The organism is Hymenobacter aranciens (assembly GCF_030580865.1).
Taxonomy (GTDB): domain Bacteria; phylum Bacteroidota; class Bacteroidia; order Cytophagales; family Hymenobacteraceae; genus Hymenobacter; species Hymenobacter aranciens.
This window is the reverse complement of the sequence record NZ_JAUQSY010000026.1, coordinates 1-25,044: the sequence shown is the minus strand read 5'-3', so window position 1 is coordinate 25,044 and position 25,044 is coordinate 1. Positions and strand designations below refer to the sequence as shown.

The 25,044-nt window shown below is 62.4% G+C and carries 23 protein-coding genes; 13 read left to right on the top strand and 10 right to left on the bottom strand.

Annotated elements, in window-relative coordinates; genetic code table 11:
- The first annotated feature begins 33 nt into the window (after nt 1–33).
- The gene (locus Q5H93_RS23745) at nt 34–450 is read left to right on the top strand and encodes a hypothetical protein (protein WP_305009229.1); all 417 of its coding nucleotides are present in this window, start codon (nt 34–36) and stop codon (nt 448–450) included.
- Between the two features lie 21 nt (nt 451–471).
- Nucleotides 472–735, top strand: a complete 264-nt coding sequence (locus Q5H93_RS23740; protein WP_305009228.1) for a hypothetical protein — start codon at nt 472–474, stop codon at nt 733–735.
- A 72-nt stretch (nt 736–807) separates the two neighbouring features.
- Here the strand turns inward: Q5H93_RS23740 and Q5H93_RS23735 are convergent, their stop codons facing one another.
- Nucleotides 808–1,431 carry a hypothetical protein gene (locus Q5H93_RS23735; RefSeq protein ID WP_305009227.1) on the bottom strand — a complete coding sequence of 208 codons (624 nt, stop codon included), beginning with the start codon at nt 1,429–1,431 and terminating at the stop codon, nt 808–810.
- A gap of 313 nt (nt 1,432–1,744) precedes the next feature.
- On the opposite strand from Q5H93_RS23735, the gene Q5H93_RS23730 reads away from it, so the two are divergent.
- Nucleotides 1,745–2,062: a SemiSWEET family sugar transporter gene (locus Q5H93_RS23730; RefSeq protein WP_305009226.1), complete on the top strand. Its 318-nt coding sequence runs from the start codon at nt 1,745–1,747 to the stop codon at nt 2,060–2,062.
- On the opposite strand, the gene Q5H93_RS23725 is transcribed toward Q5H93_RS23730, so the two are convergent.
- Nucleotides 2,059–4,155, bottom strand: a complete 2,097-nt coding sequence (locus Q5H93_RS23725) for a TonB-dependent receptor family protein (RefSeq protein ID WP_305009225.1) — start codon at nt 4,153–4,155, stop codon at nt 2,059–2,061. The two genes, Q5H93_RS23730 and Q5H93_RS23725, sit on opposite strands and share 4 nt — an antisense overlap.
- Before the next feature lie 176 nt (nt 4,156–4,331).
- Between Q5H93_RS23725 and Q5H93_RS23720 the strand changes: the two genes are divergently transcribed.
- The 4 genes from Q5H93_RS23720 to Q5H93_RS23705 all read left to right on the top strand — a co-directional run bounded on the left by Q5H93_RS23720 (nt 4,332) and on the right by Q5H93_RS23705 (nt 7,737).
- Complete coding sequence (locus Q5H93_RS23720) at nt 4,332–5,075, top strand: DUF2490 domain-containing protein (protein WP_305009224.1); 744 nt, start codon at nt 4,332–4,334, stop codon at nt 5,073–5,075.
- Nucleotides 5,076–5,312: 237 nt separating this feature from the next.
- Nucleotides 5,313–6,521, top strand: a complete 1,209-nt coding sequence (locus tag Q5H93_RS23715) for a PQQ-dependent sugar dehydrogenase (protein ID WP_305009223.1) — start codon at nt 5,313–5,315, stop codon at nt 6,519–6,521.
- Nucleotides 6,522–6,615: 94 nt separating this feature from the next.
- Complete coding sequence (locus Q5H93_RS23710) at nt 6,616–7,173, top strand: hypothetical protein (RefSeq protein WP_305009222.1); 558 nt, start codon at nt 6,616–6,618, stop codon at nt 7,171–7,173.
- Between the two features lie 9 nt (nt 7,174–7,182).
- Nucleotides 7,183–7,737: a hypothetical protein gene (locus Q5H93_RS23705; RefSeq protein ID WP_305009221.1), complete on the top strand. Its 555-nt coding sequence runs from the start codon at nt 7,183–7,185 to the stop codon at nt 7,735–7,737.
- Between the two features lie 88 nt (nt 7,738–7,825).
- On the opposite strand, the gene Q5H93_RS23700 is transcribed toward Q5H93_RS23705, so the two are convergent.
- Nucleotides 7,826–8,287 carry an energy transducer TonB gene (locus tag Q5H93_RS23700; protein WP_305009220.1) on the bottom strand — a complete coding sequence of 154 codons (462 nt, stop codon included), beginning with the start codon at nt 8,285–8,287 and terminating at the stop codon, nt 7,826–7,828.
- Between the two features lie 198 nt (nt 8,288–8,485).
- On the opposite strand from Q5H93_RS23700, the gene Q5H93_RS23695 reads away from it, so the two are divergent.
- The 3 genes from Q5H93_RS23695 (at nt 8,486) to Q5H93_RS23685 (ending at nt 13,840) form a co-directional block, all read left to right on the top strand.
- Nucleotides 8,486–8,788 (top strand): hypothetical protein, encoded by a 303-nt coding sequence (locus Q5H93_RS23695; RefSeq protein ID WP_305009219.1) that lies wholly within the window; start codon nt 8,486–8,488, stop codon nt 8,786–8,788.
- Nucleotides 8,789–8,908: 120 nt separating this feature from the next.
- Nucleotides 8,909–9,181, top strand: a complete 273-nt coding sequence (locus Q5H93_RS23690) for a hypothetical protein (RefSeq protein WP_305009218.1) — start codon at nt 8,909–8,911, stop codon at nt 9,179–9,181.
- A gap of 195 nt (nt 9,182–9,376) precedes the next feature.
- Complete coding sequence (locus Q5H93_RS23685; protein ID WP_305009217.1) at nt 9,377–13,840, top strand: S8/S53 family peptidase; 4,464 nt, start codon at nt 9,377–9,379, stop codon at nt 13,838–13,840.
- A gap of 15 nt (nt 13,841–13,855) precedes the next feature.
- Here Q5H93_RS23685 and Q5H93_RS23680 read toward each other — a convergent pair whose 3' ends face one another.
- Both Q5H93_RS23680 and Q5H93_RS23675 read right to left on the bottom strand, forming a co-directional pair.
- The gene (locus Q5H93_RS23680; protein ID WP_305009216.1) at nt 13,856–15,172 is read right to left on the bottom strand and encodes a Y-family DNA polymerase; all 1,317 of its coding nucleotides are present in this window, start codon (nt 15,170–15,172) and stop codon (nt 13,856–13,858) included.
- Between the two features lie 98 nt (nt 15,173–15,270).
- Nucleotides 15,271–15,702, bottom strand: coding sequence for a LexA family protein (locus Q5H93_RS23675; protein ID WP_305009214.1), 432 nt, complete (start codon nt 15,700–15,702; stop codon nt 15,271–15,273).
- Nucleotides 15,703–15,932: 230 nt separating this feature from the next.
- Between Q5H93_RS23675 and Q5H93_RS23670 the strand changes: the two genes are divergently transcribed.
- Both Q5H93_RS23670 and Q5H93_RS23665 read left to right on the top strand, forming a co-directional pair.
- Entirely contained in the window at nt 15,933–16,181 is a 249-nt protein-coding gene (locus tag Q5H93_RS23670; protein ID WP_305009213.1) for a hypothetical protein, read from the top strand.
- A gap of 122 nt (nt 16,182–16,303) precedes the next feature.
- Complete coding sequence (locus tag Q5H93_RS23665) at nt 16,304–18,892, top strand: T9SS type A sorting domain-containing protein (protein ID WP_305009212.1); 2,589 nt, start codon at nt 16,304–16,306, stop codon at nt 18,890–18,892.
- 58 nt (nt 18,893–18,950) lie between these two features.
- On the opposite strand, the gene Q5H93_RS23660 is transcribed toward Q5H93_RS23665, so the two are convergent.
- The 5 genes from Q5H93_RS23660 to Q5H93_RS23640 form a co-directional block, all read right to left on the bottom strand.
- Nucleotides 18,951–19,607, bottom strand: coding sequence for an SdpI family protein (locus Q5H93_RS23660; protein ID WP_305009211.1), 657 nt, complete (start codon nt 19,605–19,607; stop codon nt 18,951–18,953).
- An 18-nt stretch (nt 19,608–19,625) separates the two neighbouring features.
- Nucleotides 19,626–19,880, bottom strand: a complete 255-nt coding sequence (locus tag Q5H93_RS23655; RefSeq protein ID WP_305009210.1) for an autorepressor SdpR family transcription factor — start codon at nt 19,878–19,880, stop codon at nt 19,626–19,628.
- A gap of 325 nt (nt 19,881–20,205) precedes the next feature.
- Nucleotides 20,206–20,601 carry an inner membrane protein YiaA gene (yiaA, locus tag Q5H93_RS23650; RefSeq protein ID WP_305009209.1) on the bottom strand — a complete coding sequence of 132 codons (396 nt, stop codon included), beginning with the start codon at nt 20,599–20,601 and terminating at the stop codon, nt 20,206–20,208.
- 50 nt (nt 20,602–20,651) lie between these two features.
- A complete protein-coding gene (locus tag Q5H93_RS23645) occupies nt 20,652–21,140 on the bottom strand; it encodes a DUF6252 domain-containing protein (RefSeq protein WP_305009208.1) in 489 nt (162 codons plus the stop codon).
- Between the two features lie 83 nt (nt 21,141–21,223).
- Nucleotides 21,224–23,515 carry an aconitate hydratase gene (locus Q5H93_RS23640; RefSeq protein ID WP_305009207.1) on the bottom strand — a complete coding sequence of 764 codons (2,292 nt, stop codon included), beginning with the start codon at nt 23,513–23,515 and terminating at the stop codon, nt 21,224–21,226.
- Nucleotides 23,516–23,697: 182 nt separating this feature from the next.
- Between Q5H93_RS23640 and Q5H93_RS23635 the strand changes: the two genes are divergently transcribed.
- On the top strand, nt 23,698–25,038 hold the full coding sequence (locus tag Q5H93_RS23635; protein WP_305009205.1) for a peroxiredoxin family protein: 1,341 nt from the start codon (nt 23,698–23,700) through the stop codon (nt 25,036–25,038).
- Nucleotides 25,039–25,044 lie beyond the last annotated feature (6 nt).

Genomic DNA, 25,044 nt, shown 5'->3' with positions numbered 1-25,044 from the left:
GCCCGAATGTTTTTTCTTTCATTTCCCTTCCTCATGAGCACCACCCAATCATCTGACCAGCGCCCGGCCGACCAGCAGGCCCGCGCCGAGCAAGCTCACCCGACGTCCAAAACGACCGATACGCCGCAGTACGGCGACTTCGGCCACGCCCAGCCCACCAATGCGGCCCCGGCCAACAACAGCGGCCACAACGACAATCCCGACGAATTCAGCGAGTTTCGCAAGCCTACCCGCACCGGCACCGAGGACTACTCGCCCGAAGCCGAAGCCGCCGACCCCCAGGAGCAGCCCGGCCACGTAGAGCAAAACCAGGACCCCGCCGCCGTGCGCGCCGCCCAGGATAAAGACGCCGACGTGCAGCGCGCCGCCTGGGCCGACGACGACCCGCGCTACGGCAGCGGCCACGACCCGGCCGCCCCCGGCGTCGACATCGACAAAACCAACCCGTAACCTTTTTTCTATCCGATTCTTATGGCTACCCAACAGCCCGACCCCGCCGCCGAAAACAACCGCGAAGACGGGGCCTCGACGCCCATGCTCGACGCCACCACCCACGGCCAGACGCTCGACCCTGAAAACGACGGCCAGCAGGACGCCGACCAAATGGACGACTCCCTGCGCATGGACACCGAGGCCATGACTAAAACCGGCCCCGCCCCCGCCAGCGACGAAAACCTGCCCCGCGAGCTTACCGACCCGAGCGACAATAACTACACGCTGCCGGAACTGCAGTAATACATTCAGATAGTACGCAAAAGGCCCTCCGCTGCACAGCGGAGGGCCTTTTGCGTAAAGGAAAATCCGCGTTTAGAACTTCACCGACAGGCCCACTTTGAGCAGCGCCTGGTCGTAGCCCAGCTCGCCGAAGGCGCCGATTTTGTCTGTGAAGAAATAGCGGCCACCGATGAAGTAGCCGGAGTAGAAGCCTTTGTAGTCGGCCACGGCAATCAACGACGAGCTGCCTTCCACCTCGTAGGAAATAGAGCGAAAACCCAGCCCGAGCCCCGCATAGGCATCAAAAGCGTCGGTGACGGGGTAGTGATAGGCGCCACGCACCGCAATGGCCAGGTCCGACGACTTGAATTTGGTGCCGTACCCCAGGTCGGAGCTGGTGCTCTGGTAGCCCACCAGGCCGCCAATACCGATTACGCCGGGGCCTACCTGTTTGAAACCGTGCTCAAACGAAGCGCTGAACGCCGGCGAGGCATCGACCGTGCCGGCGTAGCTATACACTGCCCCGAAGCCGATGCCCAGGTTTAGCACGTTGGTGCCTTCACCGAAAGGACCATCGGCAACCGATTTGGCCTTAATGGTTTTGGGAGCCGTGAGGCCCACCGAGCCGCCTTCGCTCCCAGAGCCGGAAGCCTGCGAAGCGAGCGGAATACCAGCCAGCACGGCCAGCGAGAGGAGAGTTGGGAAAACGTGTTTCATGACGGAGTTGGAAAAAAATGGTGTTGAAGACTGCGCACTCAGCAAACTATTGGCATCCGACTATCCGAAGCTTTAAGTCTGCCTTGGGAACACGACAAAGGTATTTGCCCGGCTTACCCGCCGTCAATCCGTGCCACCCCGTATTTTCATCTCCGGGCTAGCCCGGAAGCACCTGCCAAACCTGTAATAAAACTTTAACTATCATTATTTTACCAATCAAACCCGAACAGTAACGGCACAATTATCGTTTGCCGGAGTACCGTTGCTGGCTGAGCCAGGCAAGCGGCCTTTCTTCCCACTGACCCTTATTCTATTGCTGGATTCCATCATCGGCCTGGTCGCCGCTACGCTTTCTACTATTGCCTACGCCCCGCAGGTGTGGCAAACCTGGAAGTCAAAATCAGCTGCTGGCTTGGCGCTGCCCATGCTGCTACTCATCTCGTCGGCGGCCCTGCTGTGGCTTATTTACGGCCTGCGGCGGCACGACCTGCCGGTCATTATTGCCAACTCCACTACGCTGGCGCTAAGCGGCATGCTGGTGTTCTTCAAGTTTTGGTTTAAAGCTCCGCTCGCTGTGGCGGCTGGAGTGGAGGAGCCCGCAGCCCAAGCCAGTCCGAACGACGCTGCTTAGCGCCAACCCAGGCTCAGCCCCCCGTAGTAATTGCGGCCCGGCGCGGGCTGGAAGTAGCGTCCGCCGAAGGCATTGAGGTCATTACCGAGGCTGTAGCGGCGGTCGGTGGCGTTTTCGATACCGGCAAATACGTCCAGCGTCAGGTGGTGCAGAGTATGGCGCCAGCCCGCCCGCGTGGCGAAGGTCCAGTAGCCGGCGGCGTAGGCGGTGTTGGCGTCGTTGAGCGGCAACCGGGCCTGGTGAGCCAGCGCGGGGTTGAGGTAGAAGCCTGGAGCGGTGTTGAAATCGAGCCCGGCGCTGAGCGTGTGCGGTGCGGTGCCAGTGAGGCGGTTGCCGCTGTAATCGGTGTCGCCCGGCTGGTAGGTGCGAAAGCGGTAATGGTTATAGGCGTAGCTAGCCCAAGCGCGCAGGCCGGGGGCGTTCGTTGCACTGGCATCGACCGCATGGGGCTGCCACAGCCAGCCGCTGACGGCCGCCTCGGCCCCGAGCTGCCGCGTGGCGCCGGTGTTGTAAAACAGCGCTGTGCCCTGCGCATTGCTACGCGTGACGATGGTATTGCGCAGCTCCAAATCGTAGATTGCCACGTCGAAACGCAGGCGCTGGCCCAGCAGCTGGCCCCGGGTTCCCAGCTCGTAGCTGATGCCGCGCTCGGCCTGCAAATCGGGGTTGAGGCTGCCATCGGAGGGGCGGATTTCCTCCTCGGTGGGCGGGGAGAAGCCGGTGCTCACGCTAGCGTAAGCCGAAACATTGGGCGTAATTTCCTTGAGCACGGCCAGCCGGGGCGATACTTCGGGCCGGAACTCCCGGGTGAGGCGGTAGCCCCCGGGCTGGGTGGCATCGGCCACGCGGTTGATGCGGTAGGCCAGGCGGTTGTAGCTGGCGCCAGCGGTGAGCAGCCACCCGGCGGGCAGCTCCCAGTCGGCCTGCGCGAAGCCGAAACCGGTGCCGGTTTGGATTTCGTCGTCGTAGCGCAGGGGGCCGGGCGTGCCGGCTTGGTTGGTGTAGTTGCGGGCGCTTTCGAAGCTGCTTTGCAGCTCCACGCCGGCGGCCAGCCGTAGCACCCGGCCCGCCAGCATGGTTTGGTAGTTGAACACACTGCGCCCGCCTAGGCCCAGCAGCGCGTTACGCTCAAAATCGACCAGGTAAGGCGTGCGCACGATGCTGCCGGAAGTGTACACGGTGGTTTTGTTGCTGAAGCGCGGTGTGAAGCGGTACTCGTGGCTGCCGCCCAGCAGGACGGTGCGCGAGCGGTAGGCCGCCCGCTGGGCCACGGTGCCGGGCGCGGCGGCGGTGCCCGGCCGCGCCTGCCGCGGGTCCTGCTCAAACTGCGGGCGGGTGAGGCCGCCGGGCAGCTGGTAGTCGAGGTCGGTGTAGAGCAGGTGCAGGCTGAACGTCTGCTTGTCGCTGGGGTTCAGCTCGCCGTCGAGAATGGCAGTTTCGCGGCGCAGGGCGCTTTGCTGGCGGTAGCCGTCGAGGTCCTGGCGCACGTACTGGGCGCGCCAGCTGCTGTGGGCGCCCCCGCTTTCGGCCGCCACCGAGTAGCGCCGCAGCCCAAAGCTGCCCACCGTGAAGCCGGCCTGGGCCCCGGTCTGGCCCGGCGCGGGGCGGCGGGTGCTGAGCAGCACGGCCCCGCCGGTGCCCGCGCCGTACACGCTGGCCGCCGGGCCTTTAATGACTTCGAGGCGGCCGATGGTAGCGGGGTCGAGCAGGTTGAGCGGGGTGCTGCCGCTGGCTTCGGTGAAGGGTAAATCATTGTAGTACACCTTCACATTGCGCACCCCGAAGGGTGAGCGCAATGTGCTGCCGCGCACGCTGAGGCGGTAGCTGGCCGTGGCCCGCTCCTCCAGCCGCACCCCGGGCAGGGTGTTCACGGCCTGGGTGAGCGAGGCTTGGTTGAAGCCTTCGATGACGCGGGCATCAAGGACGCCCACGGCGGCGGCGGTGCGGCGCAGAGGCAACTGCTGGCCGTAGCCCACTACGGTGGCATCGGCTAGCTTTACGCTACGAACAGTATCGGCAACGGGCCGCGTTTGGGCCGAAAGGCGCAACGACAGCCCCAGGTTCAGCCCTAAAATCAGGTAACGAAATGGCATTAGCACAAACTACAAACAGCACGGATTGGCTCAACGGCAAAGGCCGGGCAGATGTTAGAATCCCCGCACGGAATTGGCGTAGGCCGAACTTCGGTTCGCCCCACCACTTCGCGCTGGCCCTATTCTTTTTCCTCATCCTGAGCTTCAGCGCCCGCGCTCAAACGTCCCGGCCCATCGTGTCCGATTTTAATTCCATCGGCTGGTTTGTATACCAGGGCGACCATAAGCTGGGCTCGCAGTGGGAAGTGCATACCGAGTACCAGGCCCGGCGCACGCGCTTCGTGGCCGACTGGCAGCAGTGGCTGCTGCGCGGTGGCTTGTACTTCAAACCTATGCCGCGCCTGAAAATCGGGGGCGGCTACGCCTACTGCGTAACCGACCCCTATGGCGACCACCCCATCGCCGCCCAGGGCACCTTTCCCGAGCACCGCTTTTATGAGGACGTCATTCTGAGCGACGCCGTGGGCTACCTGCTGCTCAGCCACCGCCTGCGCCTCGAGCAGCGCTACGTGGGCATCCCGGGGGCCAGCGGCCCGCTCGGCAACGAGGCCGTGTGGAGCCGACAAAACCGGATTCGCTACCAGCTCGGGTTCACGTTCCCGCTGCAGGGCCCCACGCTGGATGACAATGAGTGGTTTGCCTCGGCTTTCGAGGAGGTGTTTCTCAATTTCGGCCGCAACGTGGGCGCCAATTCCTTCAACCAGAACCGCGTGGCGGTGGGCCTGGGCTACCAGTTCGACCGCGACTTCAAGGTAGAGCTGCAGTACCTCAACCAGATTTGGCTGCATGGCGGCGCCGATAAGGTTACCGGCCTGCCGGTGTACGAGTTCAACAACGGCTTCCGCCTGGCCCTGACGTACAACCTGACGTTTATCGAGCCCAGCGAGCGGCCTGCCGAGCGCCGTGAAGACGAGGAATAGAATGACCAACTCCCCTCCTTTTCAAGGAGGAGACGCCGGGCCGCAGGCCCGGCTGGGGTGGTTAGGCGTCGGCAGGACTTGCGAAGAAGCTACTGCGTCGTGCTGACGGCGCGGGCGGCCTAACCACCCCCGTTTCAGCTGCGCTGAAACATCCCCTCCTTGGCAGGAGGGGAGTTGGTCGTTCTGCAACCCTGCTGGCCCGCTTCCGGTAGAACAGGCTCCTCTTTTCCAGCCTTTATGTTCCTCCGCGCTACTCTCCTTGCCGCTCTCCTCCCCTGCCTCGCCCACGCCCAGAACGTGCCGCCCGAGGCCACGCCCTTTCACATGCAGGGCAACATTTATTTACCCAAAAAGCTGCCCGCTACGCCCGAGCGCATCGCCAGCCTGAAGGTGCCGGCCGGCTTCACCATCAGCCCCTTCGCCGAGGGCCTCGATATGCCCCGCATGCTGGCCCTGGCCCCCAACGGCGACCTCTACGTGAGCAACCGCGTGAAGGGAACCGTGACGCTGCTGCGCGATGCCAACAAGGACGGTAAAGCCGAGCTCATCAAGCAGGTAACCCAGCGCCCGCACCTCCACGGCCTGGCCCTGAAGGATGGCAAGCTCTACCTAGCCGCCATCCGCGAAGTGTACGTGGCCGACGTGAAGCCCGACGGCACGCTGGGCGAGCTCAAAACCCTTTACAAAGACCTGCCCGACGCCGGCCAGCACGCCAACCGGACCCTGCAGTTTGGCCCCGACGGGCTGCTCTACCTCTCGGTGGGCAGCACCTGCAACGCCTGCGACGAAGACAACCCCGAAAACGCCACCCTCTTGCAGCTCAAGCCCGACGGCTCCGGTCGGCGCGTGTTTGCCCGCGGCCTGCGCAACACCATCGGCTTCGACTGGCACCCGGCCACGGGCCAGCTGTTCGGCCTCGACCACGGCATCGACTGGCTCGGCGACGAGGCCCAGATGGAGGAACTGAACCAGATTCGCGAGGGCGCCAATTACGGCTGGCCCTCCATCATCGCCGACGGCCAGCCCTACCCCGCCAACAAGCCCAAGAGCGGCGAAAGCTACGCCGAGTTCGACGCCAAGTGCGTGCGCCCGCTGCTGCTCTACAAAGCCCACTCGGCCCCGCTGGGGCTGGTGTTCAACCGCTCGGCCGCCCTGCCTGCCGACTACCGCAACGATGCCTTCGCCACCATGCACGGCTCCTGGAACCGCGCCCAGCCGGCGGGCTACAAAATCGTGCGCATTCACTGCAACGCCCAGGGCCAGCCCGAGCGGTTCGAGGATTTTGTGACCGGCTTCCTGGTGGAGGGCGACAAGTCGGAGTTCGGTCGCCCCTGCAGCATCGTGCAGCACCCCGACGGCTCGCTGCTGGTGAGCGACGACGATAACGGGGTGATTTACCGCATTGCTTATGCTGGCAGCAAGCCCGCGCCGAAAAAGCGCAATTAAAGCGGGCCGTAGCTTGGGCAGCGCTGCCCGACTTATTCCATGGCAATAAGCAGTCTCGGGCAGCGTTGTCTGCTACCATCCATCCTGCTCTCCTATGGCTACTCTCACCGCCGCTTTGTACCTGCCGCGCCGGCACCGGCGGCGGTTGTTGTTGCCGCCGGGGCTGCTGGCGCTGGCGGGAGGCGTGCTGGTGAGCTGCCTGGGACTGTTGGCTTCGCCGCATGTCTTGCGTCTCCAATCAGTGCTGCAACTAAAGATGCCCTTACTGCACCCTGACGATGAATGGGACTTTCGCGCGCCTTCGCAGCTGCTCAGCCGTTATCAGCTGGAACGGTTTCGGCCCTGGCACAACAGCTACTTCAGCAGCGACCCGGCGGCTAACCGTCGCGAACAGCTGCGATTGACGACAGCCGTTCGTAACATGGTGGCCGACACCTGGCACAGCGGCGGGGTACGCGTGCATTTCACGCCCCGGGCTCGTTACGAACAGCTTATATTTACGCTGGACCTGATGAACCGCGAGAACGTAAAAAAATATTGGATTGACCATCGGAAAGGCAATACAACATTTTACGCCATCACCATTGCCCCCAACGATTACAGCCGCACTCCCTTCTACCGGCGTCGGCACCACCCAGCTTACTCCGAGTAATTTGCTTTCATGCCCGCCCTCTCCCCCGACCTGCGCCGCGCCCTGCTCCAGCTGCCGCCAAAGGAAAAAGACCAGCTCCTGACCCGCCTCGTAGCCCAGGATGCCGTGCTGGTGGAACAACTCGCCTACCGCCTGCTCGAAGGCCCCGAGGCCCTGGCCACCCGCCGCCACGCGCTGCGCACTCTCGTGGATGACCCCGTGCGCGGTTACCACCAGTCGCCCAACGACCTGCTGGTTATTCTGCGCCAGCTCCAGGCCCGGCTGACCTATCACGCTAAAATCACGGATGATGCCTTCGGCGAAGTCGAACTAAGTTTGCGCCTGCTGCACAACGTCTTTCAGCACCAGCCCGCCCTGGTAGCCCGCCTGCACGGCCCCAGCCAGCCCCTGCTCCAACACCTCACCAGGCGCACCCACGAGGCCCTGAAACAAGCCGCCAAGCTGCACGAAGACTACCACCTGGAGCTGGCCGACACGGCCAATACGGTGCTCGCGGCGCTGTGGCAGTCAGGCGCCGCGCCGCTGGCCCGGGAGGCAGGGCTGCCGCAGCGTTGGCGCGAGTAGGTGTTAGGTGTTAGGTGTTAGGTGTTAGGTGTTAGGTGTTAGGTAACGTACTAATCTCAATACCAAAAACCCAACACCTGACACCTTTTTACAATGCCCGGAACACAATCGGCATCGTCACCTGCACCCAGGCGGCGCGGCCCTGCTGCTTGCCGGGCTTCCACCAGGGCATAAGGCGCACTAGGCGAATGGCCTCCTCATCGAGGCCGTAGCCGAGGCCTTTGAGCACGCGCGGGTCGTGCAGGTGTCCTTCGGCATCGACGGTGAAGGTGACGTGGACTTTGCCGGAAATGCTGTGATTGAGGGCCGCCTCGGGGTAGTTGAGGCGGCTGCTGAGGAACTTGAGCATCGCCGCGTCGCCGCCGGGGAAGGTGGGCATCTCGTCGGCGGTGAGCAGCACGGTGGGGGCAGTGGGTGTTTCGCCGGTTTGCGGCGGGGCGCTTTCCGGGCTGCCCAGGTCGATTTCGCTCGTTAGGGCGGCCGTTTGGGCCTGGGTAGTAGTGGCCAGCATAGCTACCAGCCAGTACGTGAGAAGTAGATAGCGCAACATGGTAGTTTCTGAGGATAATTCAACTACACAAAGCTATTGAGGGCATTCCTGGGGCAGGCTTACTTGAAATTATCCTTTTGTTTCGCTTGTGTTGGTAACATTGCACTGGCCCGACAGGAACCTCCCTCCCGGTCCCGCGTAAACCCAAAGCACGGGCCATTCCCCCGGCTTTCCTCACCCATCCTCCTTGTTTTCGCTATGGCCAGCACCCCCACCCCCGACCATCAACGCGCGCCCCAATTATCTGAAACCGCCCTCCGTCAGGCGCTGGACGAGCTGGATGCCAAGATAAAAACCCTGCACAACCGCGCCCAGGCCACCGCCGCCGGCTCGCCCAGCACCCACGAGCAGCACGCCGCCTCGCTCGAAGCCAAGCGCGCCCTGCTGGTGCAGCAGCTCGGCCAAGCCCCCGCTCCCACCGATGGCAGCGAGCCCAGCGTGTGGAGCCAGATTAGCAAGGGCATTACCATGCTGCGCGACGACCTGCGAAATATTTTATAATATTTTGCACTTTCAGCCGCCAAACGGCAACCCCCGGGCGGGCGCCTGCGTTTGATGAGTATTCGCTGTGAAGCGGTTGAGCTGCCTCGCTCCGCTTATTTCACCTACTCATTTCTCGCCATGAAAAAGATATTTTCCCTGCTGCTGATGGTGTTTTTCCTAACGGCAGCCGCCGGCCTCTCCGAAGCCCGCGATACCAAACCCGGCAAAGCTTCCAAAGCCAGCCGCAAATCGTTCCGCCACACCTCTGAGTCGAGCAAAGGCAAAAATTCTAAAGCCCAGTTCCGTAAAGAAAACAAGGGCGGCGGCATAGTAGACCTGAACCCGCGCAGCCCGGAAAAATTCAAAACGGCCCGCGCCAACCCGGGCTACAAGTACCTGAAGCCTCACTAGAAACCACCCGGTTTGCCATGAGGCATATAAAGCCCGTTACTATTCGTAGCGGGCTTTTTTGTGGTTGGGTCACCAATATCCCGCAGAGGCGTTTCTGCGTTTCAGCCAGAGATTTGAAGCCTTCACCGAGGCCACCGGGCCGGCGTGGGTGGCTCCGGTATATTTACTGTCCTTTTTGCTTTTCCATTTATTTCGATGAAAAATCTGCTACGCTTGCCGTTGCTGTTGTGGGTGCTGTTGATAAGTTTGCCGTTTCGGGTAGTGGCGGCACCGCCCACCGTGCCCGGCCGGCTGGCCCTGAAGCTCAAGCCCGGTCATCAGCCCGCGGCTATCGAGCCGGCCTTGCAGAAGCTCGGCGCCAGTGCCTTGCAGCAGAAATTCCCCCGCGCCCAGGCCCCCGACCGAAAGCAGCCGGGCAGCGTTGATTTGCGGGCCGTTTACCAGCTTACGGTGCCCAATACACTGGAAGTGAGCCGGGCTCGCGCCGTGCTGCTGGCCACCGGCGCCGTCGAGTATGTGGAGCCGCTCTACATCCGCAAACCGATGTATCAGCCCAACGACCCGCTGGCCGACTCCACCGTTGCCAGCCTTACGGCGGGGCAATACTACCTCAAGCAAATCAAGGCCTACCGCGCCTGGGACGTGAACAAGGGCGACAGTAGCATCGTCATCGGCATCACCGACGGCGGGGTGCGCCTCACCCACCTCGACCTCAAAACCCAGCTCAAGCACAATTACGCTGACCCCATCGACGGCATCGACAACGACGGCGATGGCTTCGTGGACAATTTCACCGGCTGGGACCTGGCCAACAACGATAACGACGCCGGCTACGACCCGGCCATCGTGCACGGTACGCTGGTGGCCGGCGTGGCCGCTGCCGCCGTCAACAATGGCCCCGGCATTGCCGGCGCCGGCCACAACAGCCGCTTCCTGCCACTCAATATTTACCCCAACACCAGCAACGGACACTTCGCCGGCATCGAGGCCATTGTGTATGCCGCCGACCACGGCTGCCAGGTAATTGTGATGGCCTGGGGCGCTGTGGGCGGCTACTCGGCCCTGGAGCAGGACGTGATGACCTACGCCGCCGTGAACCGCGACGCCGTGCTGGTGGCCGCTGCCGGCAACACCAACGCCAACCTGCTGTTTTACCCGGCCTCCTACGACCACGTGCTGTCGGTGTCGGGCGTGACCAGCACCGACCAGAAAACCACCGCCGCCACCTACAGCCCCCGCGTTGATTTGGTGGCCCCGGGCACCAGTATCCTCACCACTTACGGCTACCACGCCGCCAACGGCGGCGGGCCGGCCGACGACGACTACACCACCGTGGGCGGCACCTCGTTCTCGGCCCCGATGGTGGCGGGCGCGGCGGCGCTGCTGCGCCGGCAGTTTCCCACCTACACCGCCGCCCAGATTCGCGCCCAGCTGCGCCAGACCACCGACAACATCTACGGTGTGCCCGCCAACGCACCCTTTGCGGGCCGTCTTGGCACCGGTCGCCTTAACATGGCAAAGGCCCTGACGGCCACCAACGTGACCGAGGCTCGCGTAGTGAGTAGCACCTTTACCCCCGCCCGTCCCACCTACAACCTCGGCGACGCCGTGAGCCTGACGGCTACCATGCAAAACCTGCTGCAGCCCGTGAGCGGACTCATGGTGACGCTGACTTCGCTCTCGCCCTACGTAACGGTGACGCAGGGCACATTTGCCATCGGCAGTATGGGCACGCTGGGCCAGGCCGATAATGCGGCCAGCCCCTTCCGCTTCACCGTGGCCACCAGCGGCGTACCGCTCAACAGCGTAGCAACGCTGCGCTACCGAATTACCGCCAGCGGCGGCTACCAGCTCGACCAGCTATTTGAGGTTCGCCTCAATCCTGACTATGTAGTGCTCAATGCCGGCGACCTGAGCGTGGCCCTCACCAGCCGCGGCAACATTGGCTACGACGACCTGTATGCCAGCGTGGGTACGGGCGTCATGTACCGCGGCAGCACCGGCCTGCTCAGCGAAGGCGGGCTGCTGCTGGCCACCTCGCCCAACCGGGTGTCGGACCGCCTGCGCTCCAGCGGCGGCAGTTCGCGGCAGTCGTTTTTCCGCCTCACGCAAGCCACCCACCAGCAGCCCGGCCCCCGCGCCGACCAGGAGATGCGCGCTGCTTTTCAGGACACCGTGCCCCCTTCGGCTCACTCGGTGGGGGTGCGCGTAGGGCAGCGCGGCTACGCCTGGGCCCGGGCTGGGCGGCGCGATTTTGTGCTGCTGGAATATTCGCTTAAAAACCTGACGGCTGACACTTTGCGCCCACTCTACGCCGGCTTGTTTATGGATTGGGACCTGCCCAATGCCGACGAATCGGGCCGCAATGCGGCCGACTGGGATGCCACCCGCCACCTGGGCTATACCTATGCCCTGCTGCAGAGCAACAGCTACGCCGGCGTGCGGCTGCTGCGCGGCGGCGAGCCCGCCACTTATGCCATCAACAACGCTGCCGGGGCGGGCACACCCGTGCGGCTGGCCGATGGCTTCTCGCTGGCCGAGAAGTTTTTGACCTTGAGCAGCGGCACCGCCCACAGTAGCGTGGTGCTACCCAGCGGTGCCGACGTTTCGCAGGTAGTAGGCACGCAGTTGACTCGTCTGGCCCCCGGCGACTCCACGACCATCGCCTTCGCCGTGCTGGCCGCTACCAGCCTGGGCCAGCTGCAGCAAGCCGCCGACTCGGCCCAGGCGGCTTACAATGCTCTTTTGCCTAACCTGGTCGTATCGAGCGCCCAAACAATCTCCGGCGAGTACAACAACGTTACCATCACCAACAGCGGTTTGGCTTCACTGAGCGGGCCGCTGTCGGTAGCCGGCACACTCACGGTGCAGGCCGGCGGGGTGTTAAATACTAACTGCCAGCCACTAAGCGGCGCCGGCAACTTCGTACTGCAACCTGGCGCCGAGCTGGGAATCTGTCACCCGACGGGCCTGAGTGCCAGCGGCAACACCGGGGCTATTCAGCTGACGGGCACCCGCAGCTTCAGTTCTGACGCTTCCTATACTTACAACGGTACCGTGGCCCAGACTACCGGCCCGGGCCTGCCCGCCACCGTGCGCAACCTGACCGTGAGCAATGCCAGCGGCCTCAGCCTGAGCCAGGCAGTAAGTGTGGCCCAGGTGCTCCGCCTGCGCACCGGCAACCTCAGCCCGGCCAGCCAGACACTGACGCTGCTGTCTTCAGCCGCTGGCACGGCGCTGGTAGATAACACCGGCGGCGCGGTAAATGGCACGGCCACCGTCCAACGCTGGATTGACCCCAGCCTGAACGCCGGGCTTGGCTACCGCCACCTCACCGCCCCCACGCGCAACGCCACGGTTGCCAGCCTGACCTATGCGGGTAGCGCGCCGGTGGTAAACCCAGCCTACAACACCTCGGCCACGCCGGGTGATGTACTGCCGTTTCCTTCGGTTTATCAGTATGATGACCGGCGCATCGCCACCTCGCCCGCTACCACTTACTCGCCCTTCGACCGGGGCTGGGAGTCGCCCCAGAGCCTGGCTACGCCGCTCGAAACCGGCCGCGGCTACACCGTCAACATCGCCGCTGGCGGCACGCTGAATTTCACCGGCGCGCTGCACAACGGTGCCATCAACCGCAGCCTGACGGCGGCCGCCAGCCCGGCCCTCGAAACCGGCTGGAACCTGGTGGGCAACCCCTACCCCAGTCCGCTCGACTGGCGCACCGTGAGTTTGCCAGCCGGGGTGGGCAGCGCCATCTACGTATTCCAGAGCACCGGGCCCTACGCCGGGCAATACCGCAGCTACCAGAATGGCATCGGCGGCAGCCCGATTGTGCCGCTGGGCCAGGGCTTTTTCGTGCGCACCTCGGCCCCGGCCACGCTGGCTTTTGACAATACAAACCGCGTCATCACCTTCGATGCCGCTACACCCAACGTGCTGCGCAGCACCGACCAGCGCCCACAAATTCACCTGGCGCTTACCAGCCAGGCGGGCCTTACCCCCGACCAGGCCGTCATCTATTTTGAGTCCGGCGCCACGCCCGGCGCCGATGCCCGCTTCGATGCCTTCAAACTGACAAACCCAGGCGTATCGCTCCAACTGGCTTCGCTGGCGGGAACCGAGGCGCTTGCCATCAATGGCTTACCCCCAATGGGCAGCACTCTCCAGAGTGTCCCCCTGGCCGTAACCGTGCCGCAGTCCGGCGCTTATGCCCTGCGCGTCGAGCAGCTCAGCAACTTTGCGGCGGGCACTACGGTGTGGTTCCGCGATGCCCTCACCGGCAGCCAGCAGCAGCTGGTGGCAGAGGCCAGCTACTCATTCACACTGCCTACTACCACCGCCCCCGGCCGTTTCAGCCTGGAGTTTCGGCCGGGCACCGCTACGGCTACCGCCGCAGCTGTTATGGCTACTAACTTGTCGGTTTATCCTAACCCAGCGCATCGCTCGTTTACGGTCAGCCTGCCACTAGATGCACCTCAATCCGCCGAGCTTGTACTGATTGATGCCCTGGGACGGCCCGTGCGGCGACAGTCGCTGCTGCTACCGGCAGCCGGCGCCAGCGCCTCCGTCGATGTGCGCGGCTTGCCCGTGGGCGTATACATCCTCAAGCTGCAGACCGGCCATCAGGCGCTTACCCAGCGCCTGGTTATTGAATAACCCGCGGCAGAACCACTATTTCAGCTGCCACAGATTCTCCCAATCGGTAGTGTAAGCCGGCGACTGATAGGCCCGCCGCCCCGCCCAACCCGGGTTTGGGCCGGCGGCAGCGGCCAGGCGCACCGTGTGGCGGCCAAATTGGTTGTTCAGCCGGTCCAGCACGGTCATTAGCTGCAGCCGGGCGGGTGGCAGCGGGGCTAAGGAGGTAAATAAATCCAATTGCCCCTGCCCTGCCGTTTCCAAGCCGCTCAGCAGCACGCCGGCCCGATGGTAGGCCACGCCGGGCCGGTGCAGCTGCCGCAGCCCACGCAGCGCCGCCTGAGTCAGCAGCGGTGTGTCGTGGGTGGCAATAGGCAGATGCACCACGGCGGTGCGCGTGGCGGGCTCGATGCCCGGAGCATAGCGGTCGGTGCCCAGTAGCACCGTCACCAAATGCGCTGCCAGCCCGTGGCGGCGCAGCTTCTCGGCAGTGCGGGCGGCGAACGTGGCCACGGCTTCGCTTAGCGCCGCCAGCTCCTGCTGCGGACAGCCAAAGGAGCGCGTATGCGTGACGCTGTGCCGCCCGATACCGGGGGTAAGATGCTCGTCATCATCCTCATGTTCCGACGGGTTCCACTCCAGGCAAGGTTGGCCGTGCAGCTCTCGCCACAGCCGTCCGCCCACCACGCCGCCCAGGTAGCGGCGCACCCAGCTTTCGGGCTGCGCCGCCAGGTCGGCGGCGGTCATAATACCCTGTTCTCGCAATTTGCGAGCATAGCGGCGGCCGATGCCCCACACATCCCCCACCAGCGTTTGGGCCAGAGCGGCCTGGCATTCCGCCTTACTGTTCAGCATCTTAACCGGGTTAAGCTGTTTGCGGGCCAGCCGGTTGGCCAGCTTAGCCAGGGTTTTGGTGGGGGCAATACCCACGCAGGTCGGGATGCCGGTAGCGCGCCACACCCGCTCCCGCAGCTGCTCGCCGTAGCGCTGCAGGTCGGGTGCCAGCCAGTTCATTCCCCGAAAATCCAGAAAGGCCTCGTCGATGGAATACACCTCCACCCCGGCCGCAAACTCGCTCAGCACCTGCACTACGCGCCGGCTCATGTCGCCGTACAGCGCGTAGTTTGAGGAGAATACTTTCACCTGACTTAGCTCCAGCAGCGGGCGCACCTGGTGATAAGGCTCCCCCATTTTGAAACCCAGCACTTTGGCTTCATCAGAGCGCGAAATCAGGCAGCCATCGTTGTTCGACAGCACCACCACCGGCCGCCCCTGCCACTGCGGCGCAAATACCCGCTCGCAAGACACGTAAAAGTTATTACAATCGACCAGCGCGTACATGGTAAGCGTCATGTTGAGTACAGCGAAGCATCTCGCCTGTGGTAGTACTATCTAAAAGATTGCTGCTACATGCGAGATGCCTCGCTATGCTCAGCTTGACATTCTTAACCTCAAAACTCGTGTACCACGTGCGTCACCACACCCCACACCACTAATCCAACTTCGGCGGGTACTGGCAGCGGCGGGTAGCGGCTGTTTTCGGCCTCCAGCCAGGTGCGGCCTTCGCGCTGCCGCAGGCGCTTGATGGTGTGCTCGCCCTCCACCACGGCCACCACAATGCTGCCATCGGCCGGGCGACGGGCGCGGTCCACCGCCACGAGGTCGCCGGGATGAATGCCGGCGCCAACCATCGAGTCGCCGCTGACGCGGGCCAGAAACGTGGAGGCTGAGTGCCGGAATAGCAGCCGCGTCAGGTCGAGCGGCGCGTCGGCGTGGTCATCGGCCGGCGAGGGAAAACCTGCCGGCAACAGGCAACCAAACTGCGGCAGCGGCCGAGCTACCAGCTGGGCGGCCGAAAAAAAATCAGATAGTAAAGCATCCATTTGCTAGCCGCACCGGTCACTATTCCGATTTGGCACCGCTAATTACTAATTTTTTTAGTCAAAAGATTTATCAAACCGCTTCAATCCAATTAAAACCCGAACTCGTATGTCACTCCACTACGCGGGATAATTATACTGAGAAGGGCCATTAGGCCAACAACTCCCCGAAAAGGCCAAAAAAAATTATTCGCCAATCTTTTTAGTTTGCCAGAAAATTAGTATCTTTGGTCATGTCAAAAGTGAAGCTCCCCGTGCCGCTGCCCGTGCAGCAATTTGCCCGTTGTGTGAACGATGCCCAGCGCCCTGCCGACTACATCGGCGACTGGCCCGAGGCCGGTCGCGTGTACCCCGTGCGGGTGCTGCGCCACGCTCGCACGCACCAGCCCCAGGTGAAAGTCCTGGGTTTTTACGCCGAACGCCCCTACGGAACCTTTGCCCCTCACCGCTTCGAGCACGTCGCGGAGCTGTGGATGAACTAAGGCGTCCGCCCTACTCATTTCAAACAGATTGGCCCCGTCGGCATACTGCCGGTGGGGCCGTTTTTTTGCTGTCAGCCAATTGGGGTATATCTTGCGGCTGGTTATGCTAAAACCCTGATTACATGCTCCGTTTTTTACTGTCCTTATTGCTTTGCATAAGTAGTGTCGTTGTGGCTACGGCCCAGCTGCTGGATGCTTCTTTTGCGCCCACGCGCCTCACTAGCCCGTCGGGCTTCACTATGTGGACAATGCTGCCGCAGGCAGATGGGAAAATAGTCACCGGCGGCGGCTACGACATGATAGACGGGCAGCTCAGCAGCAAAGTCCGTCGGCTGCAGGCCGATGGAAGCGTCGACCTCGCCTTTATGGCCCAAACCGGTACCGGCCCCGACATGGGGACTGTATTTGCGCTGGCCCAGCAGGCCGACGGCAAGCTGCTGGTGGGCTGCTCATCAATGACGTATTACAACGGACACTATGCTTCGGGGCTGGCGCGGCTTAATGTAGACGGCAGCTTTGACACGACGTTTAACGTTGGCGGCGTGGGCCTGAGCGACAACGCGGCATTTGCGGCCCGGCCCGATGTGCGCAGTATCGCCGTGCAGCCCGACGGCAAAATCCTGGTGGGCGGCGGCTATACCACTGACCAGTTTTATAACGGGCAGCGCTTTAATGGCATTATCCGACTGCTGTCGGACGGCCGCATCGACCCAAGCTTTAATGCGAACAACACCATTCAAGCCGGCTTCACCAACACGACCCAGATGGTAGTGAATGATATTGTGCTGCAGCCCAATGGCAAAATCCTGGTGGGCGGCAACTTTACCGTGGCCGGCACCCCTGCCAACAACCTGGTGCGCCTGAACGCCGATGGCAGCCTCGACCCCAGCTTTGACGTGGGCAGCGGCACTTCCTCGATAGTGCGCAGCATTGTTGTGCAGCCCGATGGCAACGTGCTGGTGGGCGGCTATTTTAACATCTACAATGGGACTAATGTACAGAATCCTATTCGCCTGCAAGCCAACGGCAGCCTTGACCCGACGTTTACCGGCCGCATGGTACTTAGCTCGTCCAGCAATGGCGTGGCTAAACTGCGCCTGCAGGCCGACGGCAGCCTGCTGATGGCGGGCAATTTCACCCGCTACGGCACTACTAACGTAGGCAGTATTGCCCACCTCAGTAGCACCGGCGTGCTCGATGCTACCTTCATAAGTGGCACCGGGGCCACGGGCGGCTACGTGCAGGACCTGGTGCCTATTACCAATGGGCAGTACCTGGCCTGCGGCCGGTTTACGGCCTACAACGGCAGCCCACGCACCGGGCTGGCCCGCCTCAGCAGCACTGCCGTACTCGACGCAACGTATAATCAGGTACACGAGTTTAAGGGCACGATTTCGGCGCTGGCACCGCTGCCCAACGGCCAGCTACTGGTGCAGGGCTACCTCGACTCCTTCAACAACAATGCTGTAGCTACTCCCACTACCATTCTGCGCGTCAATGCCGACGGCAGCTATGGCGGGCCGCTTTTTACGGCTCCCCCCACCTACTCGCGGCTGAGCTTGCAGCCCACTGGCCACATCTACGCCATCACGTATGGGACTGCTTCGACGGTTATCAACCGGTTACTGCCCACGGGGGCTGTCGATGGCAGCTTTGCCGCAGTCACCGTCGCTGCTCCAGCCGGAACGCCGCCCGAGCCAATTCTGCAACCTACCCTGACGGGCGACTTGCTGTTGGTCGGCAATTTCACCAGCGTCAATAGCAGCCCGCGCGATGGCCTGGCTCGCCTGCTGCCCGATGGCTCGCTGGACGCTGCCTTTACGCCAAGCCGCCCTTGGACGGCGTCTATTTACTTTGGCACTTATAATGTGAAGGCCCAGCGGCGGCCCAGCGGCGAAGTTCTTGTTAGCTGGGAAGATGCAGCCCACAGCAGCCTCATACAGCTGCTGCCCGACGGCCGCCCCGACCCGACTTTCAGTGTGGGGAGTGCAGCCGGCCCCACGGGCTTTTTCAACGCGCAACTCCAAATCGACGGAAACATTCTTATATCGAGCATCCATACGGCAGCTTTCCGTCTCACCAGTTTCAACGGTCAGCTTACCCCCAATGGCTGTCTGCGCCTGCTACCCACTGGTAGCTACGACCCCTCATTTAGTCCGGCGCTGGAGTTTGACCGCCCCTTAGTACAGCCCGACGGCCGCATTTTGGGCTTCACCAATGGCTATTCGCCCAACGCGCAGCTGCGCCGGCTCAATGCCGATGGCTCGGTAGATACTTCCTTCGGGGGAGTGGCAGTTCCGCAGCCCATCTATACCGACCTGGGCGTGCTGGGCTACCTTCTCCAACCCAGCGATAACAAGATTTTGCTTTACGGCAACTTTGGCAGAGTAGCCGGGCAGCAGCGCATCGGCCTGGCCCGGCTGACAAATACTCTGCTGGCTACTCGCCCGGCCCTGATGGCCGCCCCAGCGCTGGACGTTTTCCCGAACCCTACCCGGCAGCAGTTGACGTTGCGCCTGACCACCAGCCTGCCTGTTGCTCAGCTCGCCACCTTGCTCGATGTGCAGGGCCGTGTAGTGCGCCGCTTCACGCTACCGGCCCATCGCAGCGAGGTACAGCTTTCGCTGGACGGCGTAGCTGCAGGCATGTATGTGCTGCAAGCTACCACAACGCAAGGCCCGCAACGCCAGCGTATCACTATCACACAATAGAACACCCAGTTATTATCCCAACGGGTTCGTGCGGATAGCCAGGAAAATACTTGTACCCTTACGCAGAAGCCTGTGCTACTTGCCGATATACCCAGTACGAGTACCCGTACGCCAGCACCGCCCCTCCCAGCACCAGCCCCATAAAAACCGGCATAAACCAGCTTACCGGTGCGAACAAACCAACCATCGCTGCCACCATCCCTCCACCAAAAAACACCCGTCCCGTCAGCCGGTGCGTTTTTGTCCACACCAGGTCACTCTCCAGGGCCCAGGGTGTGCGTACACCCATAAAGTAGTTGGGCGGCACGGTGGTGAGGTAATTGCCCAAGGCCACGAAAAACAGCGCCATACCCACGTTCATCCCCCGCCCGGGCTGCATACCCGGGTGCAGGGCCAGGTAAATGGAATAGCACGCCAGTGCCCCGATGCTGCCCACCAGCAGCAAACCCATTTTGTGGTAGCTCCGGCTGTCGGCCGCTACCCGGCGACGCGGGTCAAAGCGCGGCAGAAACAGCAACAATAAGTACACGCCCAGCGGCATAGCCGTCGTTAGCACCCAGGCTTCATCGCGGGGCATGTAGCCGTCGATGCCATCGGGGCCAAAGTGGGAGGGAATGGCATCGGGCAGCGCGGGCCAGGCCCAGAGCAGGTAGGCGGTGGGCAATAGCAGGGCCAGCAGCGTCAGCCCCTGCCACAGCGAGAAAGAACTTTTCATAACAAACCAGGAAAAAAGTCAGGGTTTGAACTGCAGCAGCCAGCCCAGTAGCTCATCCAGCACCGTGGTATTGAGGGTGTAGGTAACGAACAGGCCTTGCTTACTGCTCGTCACCAGGTCGGCCTGCCGTAGCAGGTCGAGGTGGTGGCTGATGGTGGGCTTCGAGAACTGAAACTGCTCCGCGATTTCGCCCGCCGTGCGCGGCCCCGCGCGCAAGGCCTCCAGGATGGCGCGGCGCGTAGGGTCGTTCAGGGCTTTAAAAAGGGCGTTCACGATGCAAGTATACGGACTATTTCGACGAATGTCTAATTACTGCGCTGCCCGACGTTTTTCCCGCTGCGCCACGCCCCCATTTGTACCCGTAAAAAGGCCATTTCGGTGGTCGGAATGGCCTGTTGGCAAATACAGAAAGCTACTGGAAGGTCCAGTAGCTGTGCCGACATTCCCTTCCACGCTTGTGGGAGCTCCACAAGGCCGGAGGGGAATTCCGGCATGGCTTGTGGAGCTCCCACAAGCGTGGAAGGGAATGCCGGCACAGCTACTGGGAGCTCCACAAGCCCGGAAGGGAAAATTTCTGCGCTTGTGGAGTTGCGGGGGGTTATGCAGGCGGGCTCTGCTGGCTGTCGCGGGTGTTCTTCTGCACCGCAATGGCGCCGAACAGCGCCAGCATAAAGGCCATCACGTAGAAACCCTTCTCGCTCAGCAGCAGTGTGGCATTCCACAGGCCCACCGCCAGCAGCCCCACGGCTAGCAAGGTCGAAAACCAGCTCAGCCCGTAGTAAATATTCGTTACCGGGATGCCTTCCTGCTGGTCGCGCACGCTTTTCTGCACCGAGATGGCCGCAAACAGCCCGTACATGAGCACCGTGAAGTAGTAACCCTTCTCATTGAGCGGCATCTGGGCATTCCAGAGGCCGATGATGTAGGCGGCGACGCCCGCCAGCAGGGCCACCCAAGAGGCGGCGATGAAGGCGGCGGAAGGTTTTTGAGTCATTAGTAAAAGATTGAATAAAAACCAGCTTGGTCGATGGGATTTTGTAACGCTTAATAATTTACATCAAACCAGCCATCACGAACGGTTTGATGGGAGCCGTCACTTCCCTTTGCTACAAACTCAAACGTACCTGCAATGCGGGAAGCCCCAGCCGTACCGGAGGAATCGTAATGGCTGACGATGATACGGCCTGAACCGCCATAATAAGTGGCCCGCATGCGCCCAATACGGTTATTTACCCAACTCAGCGTCTCCACAAATTCCTGATTAGAGGAATCCAGCACAAAGGTGCCCGTGTGGCGGGGAACCGTGAGTTGCACCGAATTTGTATCTGCGCCAGTAGTCATAAGGCCAACCACATACATATTCCTTGCGCCGTTATTATAGTAGGCTGCCATGGTCCGGTAAGCAGTTATCGTGCTGCCGTTTTCCGTCCAGTGCATTCCGCGCACCGGTTCCGGGTCGCTGGTAGTGTTATTGGTACAAGCGGTGGCTAGCAGCAACAGCGTAGCGAATCGGGCAGTAGCAGGGGTTTTCATGCTGCAAGTAAATCATAATTATACAAACAGAAACGGCCGCCTCAGATTCCTCCAAGGCGGCCGTTTCAGCAGTTATTCAAACTCTATTTCTGCGACAGTTGCGCGCCGCCGCTCTCCTTCAAACGAATCAGGTTCAGCGCCGAGCCGGCCTTGAACCACTCGATTTGGCCTTCGTTGTAGGTGTGATTCAACGTAATCAAGTCGGTGTCGCCGTCGGCGTGGTGCAGGCGGGCTTCCAGGGGCTTGCCGGGCTGGAAGGTGTCGAGGCCCAGGATGTCGATGGTGTCGCCTTCCTCGATGAGGTCGTAGTCGGCCTTGTTGGCGAAGGTGAGGCCGAGCATGCCCTGCTTCTTGAGGTTGGTTTCGTGGATGCGGGCGAAGCTCTTCACAATCACGGCGCGCACGCCGAGGTGACGGGGCTCCATGGCGGCGTGCTCGCGCGAGGAGCCTTCGCCGTAGTTTTCATCGCCTACTACCACCGTGCCGATGCCCATGGCCTTGTAGTTGCGGGCCGTCTGGGGCACGGTGTCGTAGCCCTCGCCTTGGGTGGCGAAGTCGCGCACCTTGTTGGCCTCGCCGTTGAAGGCGTTGGTGGCCCCGATGAGCATGTTGTTGGAGATGTTGTCCAAGTGGCCGCGGTATTTCAGCCAGGGGCCGGCCATCGAGATGTGGTCGGTGGTGCACTTGCCTTGGGCCTTGATGAGCAGACGCAGACCTTTCAGGTCGGTGCCTTCCCAGGGTTTGAAGGCTTCGAGCAGCTGCAGGCGGTCGGAAGCGGGGTTTACCAGCACCTGAACGCCCGAGCCATCGGCGGCGGGGGCCTGGAAGCCGGCATCCTCTACGGCGAAACCTTGGGGGGGCATCTCCACGCCCACGGGCTCGTCGAGCTTCACGGGGCCGTTTTTGCCGGGCAGGGTGTCGGTGAGGGGGTTGAAGGTGAGGTCGCCGGCGATGGCGAAGGCCGTCACGATTTCGGGCGAGGCCACGAAGGCGTGGGTGTTGGGGTTGCCGTCGTTGCGCTTGGCGAAGTTGCGGTTGAAGCTCGTGATGATGGAGTTGCGGCGCTTGGGGTCGTCGGTATGGCGGGCCCACTGGCCGATGCAGGGGCCGCAAGCGTTAGCCAGCACCACACCGCCCATTTCGGCGAAGGTGTCGAGCAGGCCGTCGCGCTGCACGGTGTAGCGCACCAGCTCCGAGCCGGGCGTGATGGTGAACTCGGCGGCCACGTTCAGGCCCTTGTCCACGGCCTGGGCGGCGATGGAGGCGGCGCGGGTAATGTCCTCGTAGCTCGAGTTGGTGCAGGAGCCGATGAGGCCGACTTCCAGCTTCTCGGGCCAGCCGTGCTCTTTCACGGCGGCGGCAAACTGCGAGATGGGCCAGGCGGCGTCCGGGGTGAAGGGGCCGTTTACGTAGGGCTCCAGTTCGTTGAGGTTGATTTCGATGAGCTGGTCGTAGTAGCGCTCGGGCTGGGTGTACACTTCTTCATCGGCCCGCAGGTGCTGGGCGATGGCGGCGGCCGCCTCAGCGATTTCGGCGCGGCCGGTGCCGCGCAGGTAGTCGCCCATCTTCTCGTCGTAGGCGAATACCGAGGTGGTGGCCCCGATTTCGGCGCCCATGTTGCAGATGGTGCCTTTGCCGGTGCAGCTCAGGCTTTCGGCGCCTTCGCCGAAGTACTCCACGATGGCGCCAGTGCCGCCCTTCACGGTCAGGATGCCGGCTACTTTCAGGATTACGTCTTTGGCCGAGGTCCAGCCGCTCATTTTGCCAGTCAGCTTCACGCCGATGACTTTCGGGAACTTCAGCTCCCAGGCCATGCCGGCCATCACGTCCACCGCATCGGCCCCACCAACGCCGATGGCCACCATGCCCAGGCCGCCCGCGTTGGGGGTGTGCGAGTCGGTGCCAATCATCATGCCGCCGGGGAAGGCGTAGTTTTCGAGCACCACCTGGTGGATGATACCGGCGCCCGGCTTCCAGAAGCCGATGCCGTATTTGTTCGACACCGAAGCCAGGAAGTCATACACTTCGCGGTTTTCGGCGTTGGCCTCGGCGAGGTCTTCGGTAGCACCGTCCTTGGCCTGGATGAGGTGGTCGCAGTGCACGGTGCTGGGCACGGCGGCCGTGGGCTTGCCAGCCTGCATGAACTGGAGCAGGGCCATCTGGGCGGTAGCATCCTGCATGGCCACGCGGTCGGGGGCGAAATCGACGTAGGAAACGCCGCGCTCATACGCTTGGCCCACTGCGCCGCCGTAGAGGTGGGCGTAGAGGATTTTTTCGGTGAGGGTAAGCGGACGGCCCACTGCGGTGCGGGCTGCCTCGATGCGGGAGCCCATGCCAGCGTACACGGCACGTATCATTTCCAGGTCGAAAGCCATAGGAGATTGAGTAATGAGGGTAATTGGGTGCAAATGTAGCACTCCGGGAAAGTTGAAACCTAGCCGAAACGTGCATCTTCGATTAAGATGACATTAATCGGAGGGGTGCGCGCGCGGCCACCTCTTGTAACCTATTTACTAAGGAACTGGTTTGGGGGTTCTCAATTCTTTTCGTGCGTCCTATGATTTTGCGTTTTTCTACCTCGCTGGCGGCGGCTGCGCTGGGCCTTAGCCTGGCGGGCTGCTCCTCCGATGGTTCTTCTACTACTGGCTCTTCCAGCAATCGGGAGCTACTGTCCGAGCCCGACGCCAGCGGCCTGCCCCCGGGCCTGAAGCCGGGCATCTGGCGTGGGGTGCTCACGGCTCAGGGCCAGGAAATCCCGTTTCTGTTTGAGGTAAATACCCTCGACAACGGCCAAAAGCCCACCGTTACGCTGCGGAACGGGGCGGAGCGGCTCAAGCTCGATGAAATCACGACCGCCGGCGACTCGACCACTATTCGGTTGGGCGTATTCGATGCGGCGCTGGTGGTGCGCGCCGACGGCGCCGGAAAGATGAAAGGCACCTGGGTGAAGTATGATGGCAAAGAGCCCTACCGGGTACCGTTCACGGCTACGCGGGGGGAGGAGAAATTATTTGCCGTTTCGGCGGCCAAGCCTACCTCGTTCGACGGCACGTGGAATGTCACATTTAAGGGCGACGACGGCGACAGCTACCCGGCCGTGGGGGTCTTTGAGCAAACCGGCAATGACGTAACCGGCACGTTTCTGACCACCACCGGCGACTACCGCTACCTGGCTGGTCAGGTTGATGGCAACACGCTTAAGCTGTCGACCTTCGACGGCAGCCACGCTTTTCTGTTCACGGCCCACAACGGGCCGAAGGAGCCCATCGACATTACGAAGGAATATGCTCCGAATACCTTGTTCGGCGACTTCTACGCCGGCAAATCGGGCCACGAAACCTGGACGGCCGTGCCCGACTCCAACGCCAAACTGCCCGACGCCAACACCCTCACCGGCCTCAAGCCCGGGCAGACGCGGCTCGACTTCAAGTTCCCCAGCATCTTCGAGGGCGGCAGCATCTCCCCTGCCGACCCGAAGTATAAGGGCAAGGTGGTGGTGGTGCAGGTGCTGGGCTCGTGGTGCCCCAACTGCATGGACGAAACCAACTTTCTGGCCCCGTGGTACGAAAAGAACAAACAGCGCGGCGTCGAAATCATCGGGCTGGGCTACGAGCGCACACCCGACGTGGCGAAGGCTTCGGAGAAGCTGCGGCGGATGCGCGAGCGGCTGAAGGTGGGCTACGACGTGGCGGTGGCGGGGCAGGCTTCGGCGGCGGAGGCGAGTAAATCCTTGCCGCAGCTAAAGGGTGTGCTGGCGTTTCCGACCACGATTTTTCTGGATAAGAAGGGTAACGTGCGGAAGGTGCATACTGGGTTTTCGGGGCCGGGCACGGGGAAGTACTATCAGGAGGAGACGGCGGAGTTTGAGCGGACCGTGGACGCGCTGCTGAAGGAGTAGAGCCGC

Excerpts from the sequence above, each read along its gene's own strand:
- Q5H93_RS23745 (WP_305009229.1), top strand. The coding sequence starts at position 34 with ATGAGCACCACCCAATCATCTGACCAGCGCCCGGCCGACCAGCAGGCC.
- Q5H93_RS23740 (WP_305009228.1), top strand. The coding sequence starts at position 472 with ATGGCTACCCAACAGCCCGACCCCGCCGCCGAAAACAACCGCGAAGAC.
- Q5H93_RS23735 (WP_305009227.1), bottom strand. The coding sequence starts at position 1,431 with ATGAAACACGTTTTCCCAACTCTCCTCTCGCTGGCCGTGCTGGCTGGT.
- Q5H93_RS23725 (WP_305009225.1), bottom strand. The coding sequence starts at position 4,155 with ATGCCATTTCGTTACCTGATTTTAGGGCTGAACCTGGGGCTGTCGTTG.
- Q5H93_RS23715 (WP_305009223.1), top strand. The coding sequence starts at position 5,313 with ATGTTCCTCCGCGCTACTCTCCTTGCCGCTCTCCTCCCCTGCCTCGCC.
- Q5H93_RS23710 (WP_305009222.1), top strand. The coding sequence starts at position 6,616 with ATGGCTACTCTCACCGCCGCTTTGTACCTGCCGCGCCGGCACCGGCGG.
- Q5H93_RS23705 (WP_305009221.1), top strand. The coding sequence starts at position 7,183 with ATGCCCGCCCTCTCCCCCGACCTGCGCCGCGCCCTGCTCCAGCTGCCG.
- Q5H93_RS23700 (WP_305009220.1), bottom strand. The coding sequence starts at position 8,287 with ATGTTGCGCTATCTACTTCTCACGTACTGGCTGGTAGCTATGCTGGCC.
- Q5H93_RS23695 (WP_305009219.1), top strand. The coding sequence starts at position 8,486 with ATGGCCAGCACCCCCACCCCCGACCATCAACGCGCGCCCCAATTATCT.
- Q5H93_RS23690 (WP_305009218.1), top strand. The coding sequence starts at position 8,909 with ATGAAAAAGATATTTTCCCTGCTGCTGATGGTGTTTTTCCTAACGGCA.
- Q5H93_RS23685 (WP_305009217.1), top strand. The coding sequence starts at position 9,377 with ATGAAAAATCTGCTACGCTTGCCGTTGCTGTTGTGGGTGCTGTTGATA.
- Q5H93_RS23680 (WP_305009216.1), bottom strand. The coding sequence starts at position 15,172 with ATGACGCTTACCATGTACGCGCTGGTCGATTGTAATAACTTTTACGTG.
- Q5H93_RS23675 (WP_305009214.1), bottom strand. The coding sequence starts at position 15,702 with ATGGATGCTTTACTATCTGATTTTTTTTCGGCCGCCCAGCTGGTAGCT.
- Q5H93_RS23670 (WP_305009213.1), top strand. The coding sequence starts at position 15,933 with ATGTCAAAAGTGAAGCTCCCCGTGCCGCTGCCCGTGCAGCAATTTGCC.
- Q5H93_RS23665 (WP_305009212.1), top strand. The coding sequence starts at position 16,304 with ATGCTCCGTTTTTTACTGTCCTTATTGCTTTGCATAAGTAGTGTCGTT.
- Q5H93_RS23660 (WP_305009211.1), bottom strand. The coding sequence starts at position 19,607 with ATGAAAAGTTCTTTCTCGCTGTGGCAGGGGCTGACGCTGCTGGCCCTG.
- yiaA (WP_305009209.1), bottom strand. The coding sequence starts at position 20,601 with ATGACTCAAAAACCTTCCGCCGCCTTCATCGCCGCCTCTTGGGTGGCC.
- Q5H93_RS23645 (WP_305009208.1), bottom strand. The coding sequence starts at position 21,140 with ATGAAAACCCCTGCTACTGCCCGATTCGCTACGCTGTTGCTGCTAGCC.
- Q5H93_RS23640 (WP_305009207.1), bottom strand. The coding sequence starts at position 23,515 with ATGGCTTTCGACCTGGAAATGATACGTGCCGTGTACGCTGGCATGGGC.
- Q5H93_RS23635 (WP_305009205.1), top strand. The coding sequence starts at position 23,698 with ATGATTTTGCGTTTTTCTACCTCGCTGGCGGCGGCTGCGCTGGGCCTT.